This is a genomic window from Gilliamella sp. BG3 (assembly GCF_046635605.1).
Classification (GTDB): Bacteria; Pseudomonadota; Gammaproteobacteria; order Enterobacterales; family Orbaceae; genus Gilliamella; species Gilliamella bombi.
The window spans coordinates 139,461-151,649 of record NZ_JBIDFE010000003.1 but is presented as its reverse complement, the minus strand read 5'-3'; the positions used below and the strand labels follow the sequence as shown (position 1 = coordinate 151,649).

The following is a 12,189-nucleotide window of genomic DNA, read 5'->3' as shown; positions in this document are numbered from 1 at the left end:
ACTAAGAGAGCCACAATGAAAAAGAGCACACTTACTATAGGAATAATTGCTGTATTAGGTATGGCTTATGCAGGTACATCATGGTACAGCGGTAATATGATTGAAGAGCATATTGATGACCAATTAGCACTAATCACAAACAAAGTTAACCTGTCCCAAGATCTTTTCACATTTTCCGTTACTAAAAACCATTATGACAAAGGTATTTTTTCAACAAAAGTACATCTAACAGTGACCGTATCACCACGTGAATCGACTATTCAAGGTAGTTATCCAAAAAACTTATTTGATGACGATGTCACTATCCATCATGGTCCTTTTCCTATTGCTGCGCTTGCAAAAGGGACTTTTTCCCCACAATTGGCTTGGTTACAATATGAAATGAGTCAACAAGCAAATCCAACACTTTGGAAACTAGCGGGCAATCGACCGTTTATTAGTGGACATACAAGCGTGAGTTATGACGAATATATTACCGTTAAACTAGCAAGCAAAGCGATTAAAGCCTCGCAAAACGAAATCCCAACCATTCATGATAGTATCTTAGATATCAGTAACGGCAGTTATACCTTTAGTAGCTATACCGATGGTTCTGACATCAAGGCTGAAATCAAACTGGATAAATTAGTTTTTCTTTCTGACGATACCCATCATTTTAACTTTGATGACTTTAAACTGTCATTAAAGCCACTGACTACCACAGAAGACATCGATTATGAATTTAATATTGGCAATATTAACTACAGTTTTGATAGCTATCTTTCAAAAGGGAATTTTAATATTGACAACTTAAAATCAAAAGGTCGTGCTAACTACAAAAATCGAAATATTGATGAGCAAAGCAGTATTGATAAAATTACATTAAATTTCAAATCATCCACACCGAAAAACGAATCAGTGATTATTGACAAAATTGTGATGAGTCAAAAAAATATCTTAAATGACAGCAATAATACAATTGAAGGTTCGCTTGTCAGTAGCATTGGTTCGATTATTTACGGTCAACAAAATCTAGGTAGTGGATCATTTGATATTGACTTCAAAGGGGTTGGTAGACAATTTTTCGATCCTCACTTTGAAACAACTGATCCTGACATAAGTGAGAGCGACAAACACAATATTGAATTTTCGTTAAATAGATTGAATTGGCACAATGCTAGTGGCGACATTAATGTTAACTTATTGTTTAATATATCAGAAATAAATAGCTCAAATACTGATGTAGAAAACTATGACAAAATAAATACACTTAAATTCAATCTCGAAGCTCCGTTTGATGTTTTAGCTAGTTTGTCCGCACAAATCCAAAACCCTAACACTAAGCAAGTTACATCAGAACAAATTGCAAAAGAAAGCGCTGTAATAAAAAACAATGCCAAAATGTTTTTTAGTAGATCACCATTTTTTATCTTTAATAAAGATCAAACAGAAGGTATCTATTCTAATGTGGAGTATACAAAAGGCAATCAAAGCGTAAAGGTAAATGGACAATTACTAGATAAAAAAGATTTTTTTGGAAATTTCTAATTTATTTTAGCGACACTAAAAAAATTATAAAATGTTTCAATGATATTGGTTAATTTAGCGATTATTTTAGATTCAAGCGTAGTAGTTAACAATATATGCACCATAATATGCTAGGGTACTTATTTAAACTTGTATAGGTGCATTTTACAAAAAATCAAAAAACTATCGCCTAGAAAGCTCAAATCGATTAAAATTATAACAACTAGGATTACAATTAATTTATCACTTTGAATATATTAAAAGTTTGCTGGTTGATTTTATAAATCATCAGGAATGATAATTTAAAATATAATAAATAACTAAGAGAACTATAATGAAAAAAACCACACTTGCTATAGGAATATTTGCTGTATTAGGGGTTGCTTACGTAGGCACTGCATGGCATACAGGCAACATGATCGAAAATAACATCGATAATGAATTGGTACAAATTACAAACAAAATTAATCAAACTCAAAACGATTTTACGTTTAATATTATAAAAAGTAATTATGAAAAGAATATCTTTTCAACTAAATTGCATTTAACTATTACAGCATCACTCCAAAATGCTACAGGCGACGATGCTCAACCTAAAACCTTATTTTCTGATGATGTTACTATTCATCATGGTCCATTTCCTATCGCTGCACTCGCCAAAGGAAGTTTTGCGCCTAAAATGGCTTGGTTAGAATATGAAATGAGCGAACAAACTAATCCGACACTTTGGAAGCTAGCGGGCAATCAGCCTTTTATTACAGGACATGCAGGTATAAGTTATGGCGAATATATCACTGTTAAACTAGCAAGCAAAGCAATAAAAGTTACCCAAAATGAAGTTCCATTCTTTCCAAGAATTGATAGTGCATTAGAACTTGGTGAAGGCAAGTACACCTTTGGTAGTTATACTACTGGCTCTGACATATCAACTAAAATTGAAATTGATAAAATTTTATTAACCTACCCTGCATCATTTAATTCAAAACCAGTTTCGGTTGTTATTAATAAATTCGTTATGGACGAAAAAAATGTCCTAAATGACGTCACCAATACTGTCGATGGATCATTTTCAAGTAGTGTAGATTCAATTATTTATGGACAACAAAATCTAGGTTATGGCTCGATAGATATTGATTTTAAAGGACTTGATAAACATCTATTCACTAATCAATTGGGAATAGGTTATCCTGACTCAGATGATACAGAACAAAAGCATTATATTAATTTTTCGTTAAATAAATTGAATTGGCACAATCCTGCAGGCGATATTAATCTTAACCTAATTTTCAGTATGTCTGATGTAGATAGTACAGCTATTGATGAAGCTGATTACGATAAAATTGACTCACTAAAATTAAAACTTGAAGCACCATTTGATGTATTAGCGTATACGTCCGCACAGATCGAAAACCCTAACTCTAACACGGTAACACCAGAACAAATTGCTAAAGCAAATCAAAACCTACAAATGATGTCCGCATTTTTCATTAGTAGCTCTCAATATTTTACTTCAAGCAATGGTAAAACCAAAGGTATCTATTCTGATATAAGCCTAACCAAAGATAGTGATGAAGTTAACGTAAATGGTAAAAAAGTAACAAAAGAAGAATTCTTTGAACAATTATAATTAGCTAATTTATTATTCAAATTAACCTATTTAGTTCCGCCACTAATTTTGGCGGAATCTTATTATTTTTAACTTAAGCAAAAAAATTTATGAATACAAATTCATCATCCACAACAGAAAACCAATTTAAACGAACCATGAAAACCCGTCATTTAATTATGTTGTCACTGGGTGGCGTTATTGGCACAGGTTTATTTTTTAATACTGGTTATATTATTGCTACTGCTGGGGCTATTGGCGCTATTATTGCTTATTTAATTGGTGCATTAGTTGTTTATTTAGTGATGTTGTGCCTAGGCGAACTGGCTGTCGCTATGCCTGAAACAGGTGCATTTCACACTTATGCTTCTCGCTTTATTAGTCCTGGCACTGGTTATACCGTTGCTTGGCTGTATTGGTTAACTTGGACAGTGGCACTTGGTTCAAGTCTAACCGCAGCTGGATTATGTATGAAGTATTGGTTCCCTACTGTTTCGGTCTGGATTTGGTGTTTAATTTTTTGTATCGTAATCTTTGCATTAAACATTATAACCGCTCAATTCTTTGCCGAAAGTGAATTTTGGTTTTCAATCATTAAAGTCATCACTATTATTATTTTTATTGTTGCTGGAGCTGCTGCTATCTTTGGTTTTGTTCCTATGAAAAATGACATGCCAGCACCTTTTTTACACAATATTACCGATAATGGCTGGTTTCCTAATGGTATAACACCAATTATCATGACGATGGTTTCAGTTAATTTTGCCTTTTCTGGTACCGAGTTAATTGGTATTGCTGCGGGCGAAACTCATAATCCCGAAAAATCGATTCCACTTGCCATTAAAACAACAATTTTAAGATTGATTCTCTTTTTTATTGGAACCATTATTGTGTTAGCCTCTCTACTACCTATGGATCAAGCTGGCGTTATTACTAGTCCATTTGTAATGGTATTTGAAAATATCGGTATTCCATATGCTGCTGATATATTTAATTTTGTTATTGTAACCGCTATTTTATCAGCCGCTAATTCAGGACTTTATGCCTCTGGGCGTATGATGTGGTCGTTGTCTAATCAAGGTACACTACCAAAGTGCTTTGCTAAATTAACCAATAAAGGTATTCCAATGATCGCTATTGCAGTAAGTATGCTTGGTGGATTGTTAGCGTTATTTTCAAGCGTGATAGCTCCTGATACTGTATTTGTAGCATTAACCGCTATTTCTGGCTTCGCCGTGGTAGCAGTTTGGTTAAGTATTTGCATTTCACATTACTTTTTTAGAAAGCAACTATCCGAAAATCAAAAAAATGCCTTAAAATATAAAGCACCATTTTACCCTTTTGTGCCAATTTTAGGGTTTATTCTGTGTTTGATTGCTTGCATTGGTTTAGCATTCGATCCAGAACAACGCATTGCGCTTTATTGCGGTATTCCTTTTGTAATTGTCTGTTTTATTGCGCATCACTTTACCCAATCTTATCAAAAACGAGCAGTAAAAAATGACAAGTTATAATCTAATTAGTGCACTATTCAAACAAAAAAATCACATTATTATTGATGGTGCACTAGCCAGTGAACTACAACGCCGTGGATGCGATCTTAATGATAGTCTATGGTCGGCAAAAGTATTAATTGAAAAGCCCGAACTGATCTATCAAGTTCATTATGACTATTTTAAAGCTGGCGCCGATTGCGCTATCACCGCCAGCTATCAAGCCACACCAGTAGGGTTTGAAAAAAAAGGAATTACGTTTGATGAATCTATCAAATTAATAAAAAAAAGCGTTGAACTTGCACAGCAAGCTAAACAGCAGTATTTGAATGAAACAAAGCAAAATAAAACATTATTGATTGCTGGGTCAGTTGGTCCCTATGGAGCATATCTTGCTAATGGGTCAGAATATACTGGCGACTATCAACTAACTGAAGCTGAATTTATTGATTTTCACCGTGATCGCATTCAAGCCTTGATTAATGCCCAAGTTGATATCCTTGCTTGTGAAACTCTACCTTCTTTTGCTGAAATTAAAGCGTTAGTTAAATTGATACAGCAGTTTCCAACTATCAATGCATGGTTTTCGTTTACATTAAAAGATGCCCAGCATCTTAGCGATGGCACACCATTATCACAAGTAATAGATTATTTAAATAACTTCGAGCAAATTGTAAGCCTTGGTATTAACTGCATTGCGTTAGAAAGTGTTACTCCAGCATTAGAAGTGCTAAATAAGCTTACAACCAAACCATTAATTGTTTATCCAAATTCAGGTGAACAATATGATCCAATAACAAAACAGTGGCACAAGAACCATCAACATGATTGCACCTTCAAAAATCAACTACCAATCTGGACAAAATTAGGTGCAAAATTAATTGGCGGTTGCTGTCAAACAACACCGAATGATATTAAAGAGATTGTGAGATTATTAAAGGATTATTAATTTTATTGTGATTGGATTTTGAGCATGAAGAACTATTGTTGTTTTGCCATAATATCTTAAACGGCTTCAAATCCAATCAAATTAAACCAACAAAACCATCAGTTAAACACTTGATTTTTATCTTCTATCAAGTTAAAGCCTGATAGTCCAGTCAATAATTCCCTAGTACAATGAAAAGCTACTGAACAATTAATTATTAAACTTAATTCATTTGATTATAAATCGCAATTAATAGCACTACAAATAAGTGCAATGTTCCATCCTAAATTTTTACTATCTATCATTTGAAGAAAGCAATTAACTTTTCTAAAATAAACCGACTCGTTTCACTTTTCTTGTTTTGGATGAATATGTCCATTTTTTAATAAATTACCGTATTAAGCAATTTATAAATAAATGAATACACAAATTTAATTGTAAGATCAGATTAAATAATATTTAATTGAATAATATCATTAAAAAGGCAGCTATATTAAAAAGCCGCCTTAAAATTATAGACAAAATTAAATTTACTTAGTGATTAAAAATTAACCTCAGTCCCAACAAAGTATCGTCTACCTTCTAAGGTTTTACCAAAATCATCGTTAGTTACATTTTTATCAAATAGATTATAAACACCAGCATAAACCTTAGCTTGTTTATGTATTTGATAAGATGCACCGATGTCCCAGAAAGTATAACCAGGATATTCAACTTTTGTGCCATCACGGTTATTAGACGATTCCATGCCATAATAGGCCATTTTTGTCCATAAATCCCATTGTTGGCTGACATACCAATCTAATTGAGTATTGAATTTTTGTTTAGGGGTTCGATTTAAAGATCGTCCTTTAAATTGCCCACTTTTTTGTTCTGTTTTTGTCCAAGAATAGTTAGATGTTAATAGGAAATCAGTAAATAAAGGCGTTTTAAATGAAAATTCAAAGCCTTTAAGATCAGCTTTGCCAACATTTTCACGGCCTTGTATAAAGTCAAACTTTTTACTATAACCATTCAACAAGCACTTGCTTCCTTTTTTACGATTACAAATATAATATGATTGAATTTTGTCTTTATATTTTGTGTAAAATGCAGTTGCAGAGGCATCAATACCATAATCATTGGTATAACCTAAACCAATTTCGAAATTATTTGTTTTTTCTGGTTTTAAATCTGGATTTCCAATAATTACACCATCAGAATATCCACCACCAGTAACTTGCCCCCAATCCGTCACCACATAACGTAATTGTGGTGTAGCATAACCAGTAGAATAACCGCCTTTTAACGTAAAGTTATCATCAATATTCCACACACTGTAAACTCTTGGGTTCCAGTTGCTACCATAATTTTCATCTTTGTTATAACGTAATCCTAATGTTAAACTCCAATTTTCTAAAATACGTAACTCATCTTCTCCAAATAACGCATAATTCCAACGATCAATTTTAGATAATGTCGTTTTTAGTTGATTTCCTTCGTCATGCAACTCTTGATAATTATATTTTCCGCCTAAAGTCAGCATGTTAATACTAAAAGGAATAGTAACACGTGTATCTACATCCGTATTACGAATTTTCATGTTCCTTTTTGGGTTATTATTTCCTTCATAAGAGACAAATGAAGTTGTAGAGACATCACCAAACAAACCATTATGTGTTAAAGCAAACGTATTTCGTCTATTATCTCTATTAAAATCACTTCTAGATTTATCTCTTGTTTTTCCTGCAGTTGCATTACTATTTTGTAAAGCTCGTCCAAAATCGAGATCAAATTTTTGTGTGTCTGTAGCATTTAAAGACAATTTACCATTTAAACTACGTAATTTTTGTCCTGCATGACCAGCAAGAAATTTATCTTCATGACGATTTGAATACTGCCCATAAAGTTGTATACCTAAAACGTCATCAATAATCGGTCCCATGGTCGAAAAACTGCCAGTATATGTATCTTTTTCTTTTGAACGATAAGGAATAACCGATTCTAAACGTATACCACTTTGCCATTTATTTGACACTTTTTTGGTAATAATATTAACAACCCCTCCCATCGCATCAGAACCATATAATGACGACATAGGGCCTCGCACAACCTCAATACGTTCAATTGCCGTTAATGGTGGTAACCATCCTTGTTCAAATCCTGAATTATCACTATTTGGTCTTGTTTCGCGGGTACTAACCTTTTTGCCATCTACTAATATTAGGGTATATTTGGCATCCATGCCTCGAATACTAATATCAGTAGAATCACCACCACCAGTAATATTTACTCCAGGAATATCCTTCAACGCATCTGTGACATCACGATAAGGTTTTTTTTCAATTTCTTCTGGTGTAATTACCGAAATGGTAGCCGGTGCTTCTTTGACTTGTTGAGAAAACCCCGATGCAGTAACAACCATGGTGTCAGTATCTGAATTGCTAGCTGCTATAGCAGCTGTCGATAATGACAACAAAATACTAGTATTAATGACATTTGTAGCCAATTTAATCTTCTTTTTTGCTTTCATTGTTATAACCCTATTATTTATAATGACATTTATAGATTTATAAGATATATGAAGACTACACTATATGAGAATGATTATCAATATCTTTAAAAAATTATTTATAGCTAGACAAATCCTTTTTGTTAAATGATAATAATTATCATTTATATAAAAACAGGAAAATTGAGATGAATAAAAAGAAAAAGATATTTTTAAGTAGTATTGCATCGATTATATTAAGTTTAACTGGTTGCCAATCAACGACAACAATGAGTGTAACTGCCAACAACCAAACGGTACAAGTTCCTAAGTTGCCCGAAAAAGTTGTTGTCATGAACTATGGGGCATTAGATACTTTAGAGGCGCTAGGTAAAGGTTCGATAGTTGTTGCAACTCCACTATCAGTTATCCCTTCTTATTTGCAACAATTTAACAAAACATCAATTACCGATACAGGCAATATGAAAGAACCCAATATTGATGCAATCAGACAAGTTAAGCCAGATTTAATTATTATTGATGGCCGTCAAGCTAGTAAAACTGAAGATCTATCTAAAATTGCACCAGTCATTAATTTAAGTGTTAACGCCCAAAATTATGTTGAATCAACCAAAAATCATATCCACCTACTGGCAAATATTACAGGCACAGAGAGTAAAGCTGATAATATTATTCAGTCATTAGATGAAAAAATTCAACATGCCCGAGCAGTAGCCGAAGCTAGTTCTAAAAAAGCTATTGTTGCTATTCATAACGATGGGAAGATGATTCTTATCAATTCAAGCTCAAGCGCGGCATTGATTCACGATGTACTAGATGTTAAACGAGCGGTACCACTCACCGTTATGCCCGCAAATAACTTAATAGGCAAACCAAAACCAATTTTTATTGATGATAATTACATTAAATCAGTCAAACCTGATATTATTTTTGTTGTTGATCGTAGCAAAGCAATCGGCAATCAAGGTATGGCTGAGCACTTTTTTTCACAAAAAGTATTAAACAAAAGCAAAACACAGGTTGTTTATTTAACTCCTGATCTTTGGTATTTGTCGGGTGGTGGTGCTGAAAGCATAGATCGTCAAATTGACGAAATCATTAATGCATTAAAATAATATAACTTGATTGTTAACTTTCTATTTTTTAAATAGCCTTTATTGTCAATAAAGGCTTTATTTTATACTGATAAATATCAGAGAAATACTTAATAAATAATCCTTTTTATTCAAACGAACTACTTTCCGAGTTATTACTAATACTTAATAGATAAGCCAAAGCATTGTTAATGTAAATTTGAAATTAGAAAATCGGTATATTAACTATGATGAAATGTGATAAAATGCCGACTTTATTTTGATTTGTAAACGATAATTAACAAATATAGTTTATTGAATTCTCAAACAATACCTCTTTAATATAACACACTATTATAAATACTATGAATATGTTACCCCCTACAATTGGATTTGTGAGCCTTGGCTGTCCTAAAAATTTAGTTGACTCTGAGCGAATTTTAACCGAACTGCGTACACAAGGTTATCAAGTCGTACCTAGCTATGACAATGCCGATCTAGTCATTGTAAACACTTGTGGATTTATTGACAGTGCAGTGCAAGAATCTCTAGAAGCAATCGGCGAAGCTCTTAATGAAAACGGCAAAGTCATTGTAACTGGATGCCTTGGTGCCAAAGAAGATCAAATTAGGACTGTACACCCAAAAGTACTTGAAATATCAGGTCCACACAGCTATGAAGCGGTACTAAATCATGTTAATAAATATGCACCAAAACCTGCTTATAATCCATTTACCAGTCTAGTCCCCCAACAAGGTATAAAACTAACACCAAAACATTATGCTTACCTAAAAATTTCTGAAGGTTGTAATCATAGTTGTACATTTTGCATTATTCCATCATTACGAGGTGAAATGATTAGTCGCCCTATTGGTAACGTACTTGATGAAGCAAAACGTCTAGCCGACAGTGGTGTTAAAGAATTATTAGTTATTGCACAAGACACTTCAGCTTACGGCGTTGATATCAAAAACAGGACCAGTTTCTGGAATGGAATGCCATTAAAAACTGATATTCAAACGCTTTGCGAACAATTATCAAGTTTGGGAATTTGGGTCAGATTGCATTATATGTATCCTTATCCAAGTGTCGATAATCTAATTCCATTAATGGCAGATGGTAAAATTTTGCCTTATTTAGATGTGCCATTACAACACGCAAGTCCAACAATTTTAAAATCAATGAAACGACCTGGAACCATTGAAAGAACCTTAGAACGTATCCATAAATGGCGAGAAATCTGTTCTGATATCACGTTACGTTCAACCTTTATTGTTGGTTATCCCGGCGAAACAGAACAAGATTTTGAATTACTGCTCGACTTTTTATCACAAGCGCAATTAGATCGCGTTGGCTGCTTTCCATACAGTCCTATAGAAGGTGCTGAAGCCAATAAACTTGCCGATCAAATTCCTGAAGCAATAAAACAAGAACGTTTTGATCGCTTTATGCAACTACAACAAAAAATCTCAACGCAAAAATTACAAGCCAAAATTGGCAAAACGCTAGCTGTCATTATTGATGAAGTTGATGGTGAAGGTGCAATAGGTCGTAGTATGGCTGATGCCCCTGAAATCGACGGCGTTGTTTATTTAAACGAAGAAAACCAAGTCAAAGTCGGTGATATTGTTCAGGTTAACATTGAGCATTCCGATGAGTACGATCTATGGGGAACGGTTAAACGTTAATTAACACCATGAAACAACATTATAAACACGAAGTAAAAAATCTGGTTAAATTGGCAGTTCCGGTGCTAATTGCGCAAGTATCGCAAACTGCGATCACCTTTGTTGATACTATCATGGCAGGCAATTATAGTAAAACGGCACTTTCTGGGGTAGCCATTGCTGTCTCGATATGGCTACCTACCATCTTATTTGGGCAAGGTTTACTCACTGTTTTAACGCCAATTATTTCAAACCTAAATGGTGCAGCTAAACGAAACCAAGTTGCCGATCATACTCGGCAAGGCGTTGTCATCGCATTGGTATTATCAGTGCTTATGATGTTAGTTCTCTATCATTCCGACCTAATAATAAACTTAAGAAGCTCGGACGATCACCCTATTGATCCAGAAATGATGGACGTGGCAACCAAATTTTTACGTGCCATAATGTGGGGTGTGCCAGCATTCTTGCTTTTCTTGGTCTACCGCAATCAATGTGAAGGGCTATCAAACACAAAGCCAGCCATGGTGATTATATTCATTGCCCTTCTTGCCAACATTCCAATTAATTACGTTTTAATCTATGGAAAATTAGGCTTACCTGCTTTTGGTGGGGTCGGCTGTGGCATTACAGCGACAATCATCTTTTGGCTCATGTTTATATTAATACGCTTATATACACTCACTAGCGCAAGCCAACGCGACATTCGCCTAACACCAATCACCAAACTAGTTGATTTTGCTATAATCAAAAAAATTGTTGTGCTTGGTACTCCTCTTGCTCTCGCTTACTTTTTTGAAATGAGCTTATTTGCTGTGATTGCATTATTAATTGCCCCATTAGGTCAAATAACCGTTGCTGCACATCAAATTATATTCACCATCAGCAGTTTAACCTTCGCTATTCCATTATCTCTTGGGGTTGCTACTAGTATTCGTGTCGGTTATTTACTGGGCAAAAGAAAACCAGTTTTAGCCAAACAAACTTCTTACATTAGTTTAGCCATATCCTTAGCAATCGCCATTATAGTTGCATTAATTTTAGTTATTTTTAGTTCACAAATCATCACCATATTTACACAAGAAAATGCTGTAATTGCTATTTGTATGCAACTTATTATTTTACTCGCTATTTATCAAGCGTCTGACTATTTACAAGTAGTAGCTAGTAATGTGCTTCGAGGTTATAAAGACACTAAAAGCATTTTTTTTATTACTCTACTTTCTTATTCGGTAGTCGGATTGCCAGTTGGTTATGTTTTAGGATTAACCGACCTAATCATTCAACCAATTGGCGCAGCTGGTTTTTGGATAGGTATTATATCAGGACTTGCTGTTGCGGCATTACTATTAATAGCTAGGATGATCTATATTCAAAAACAACCCGTTGAAGTTATTTTAGAATGGGCATCAAAGTAAAATCATC

Annotated in this window: 8 protein-coding genes; 7 read left to right on the top strand and 1 reads right to left on the bottom strand. The window is 34.0% G+C overall.

Translation table 11 applies throughout. The annotated features are described in order from the left end of the window. The first annotated feature begins 15 nt into the window (after positions 1-15). From ACGH6S_RS02365 to mmuM, 4 genes are all read left to right on the top strand, one after another. A complete protein-coding gene (locus tag ACGH6S_RS02365) occupies positions 16-1,527 on the top strand; it encodes a YdgA family protein (RefSeq protein ID WP_411578664.1) in 1,512 nt (503 codons plus the stop codon). 313 nt (positions 1,528-1,840) lie between these two features. Then, positions 1,841-3,133, top strand: a complete 1,293-nt coding sequence (locus ACGH6S_RS02360) for a DUF945 family protein (RefSeq protein ID WP_174798553.1) — start codon at positions 1,841-1,843, stop codon at positions 3,131-3,133. 89 nt (positions 3,134-3,222) lie between these two features. Then, positions 3,223-4,626, top strand: a complete 1,404-nt coding sequence (gene mmuP / locus ACGH6S_RS02355; RefSeq protein WP_085163920.1) for an S-methylmethionine permease — start codon at positions 3,223-3,225, stop codon at positions 4,624-4,626. Continuing rightward, positions 4,613-5,554, top strand: coding sequence for a homocysteine S-methyltransferase (mmuM, locus tag ACGH6S_RS02350; protein WP_411578665.1), 942 nt, complete (start codon positions 4,613-4,615; stop codon positions 5,552-5,554). Before mmuP ends, mmuM begins: the two co-directional genes overlap by 14 nt. 520 nt (positions 5,555-6,074) lie before the next feature. On the opposite strand, the gene ACGH6S_RS02345 is transcribed toward mmuM, so the two are convergent. After that, on the bottom strand, positions 6,075-8,045 hold the full coding sequence (locus ACGH6S_RS02345) for a TonB-dependent receptor domain-containing protein (protein WP_411578666.1): 1,971 nt from the start codon (positions 8,043-8,045) through the stop codon (positions 6,075-6,077). Positions 8,046-8,212: 167 nt separating this feature from the next. Here ACGH6S_RS02345 and ACGH6S_RS02340 point away from each other — a divergent pair, with 167 nt between their 5' ends. The 3 genes from ACGH6S_RS02340 to ACGH6S_RS02330 all read left to right on the top strand — a co-directional run bounded on the left by ACGH6S_RS02340 (position 8,213) and on the right by ACGH6S_RS02330 (position 12,182). Then, on the top strand, positions 8,213-9,139 hold the full coding sequence (locus ACGH6S_RS02340) for a siderophore ABC transporter substrate-binding protein (RefSeq protein WP_411578667.1): 927 nt from the start codon (positions 8,213-8,215) through the stop codon (positions 9,137-9,139). 329 nt (positions 9,140-9,468) lie between these two features. Beyond that, positions 9,469-10,785, top strand: coding sequence for a 30S ribosomal protein S12 methylthiotransferase RimO (gene rimO / locus ACGH6S_RS02335; protein ID WP_194240428.1), 1,317 nt, complete (start codon positions 9,469-9,471; stop codon positions 10,783-10,785). Between the two features lie 8 nt (positions 10,786-10,793). Continuing rightward, a complete protein-coding gene (locus ACGH6S_RS02330) occupies positions 10,794-12,182 on the top strand; it encodes an MATE family efflux transporter (protein WP_411578668.1) in 1,389 nt (462 codons plus the stop codon). Positions 12,183-12,189 lie beyond the last annotated feature (7 nt).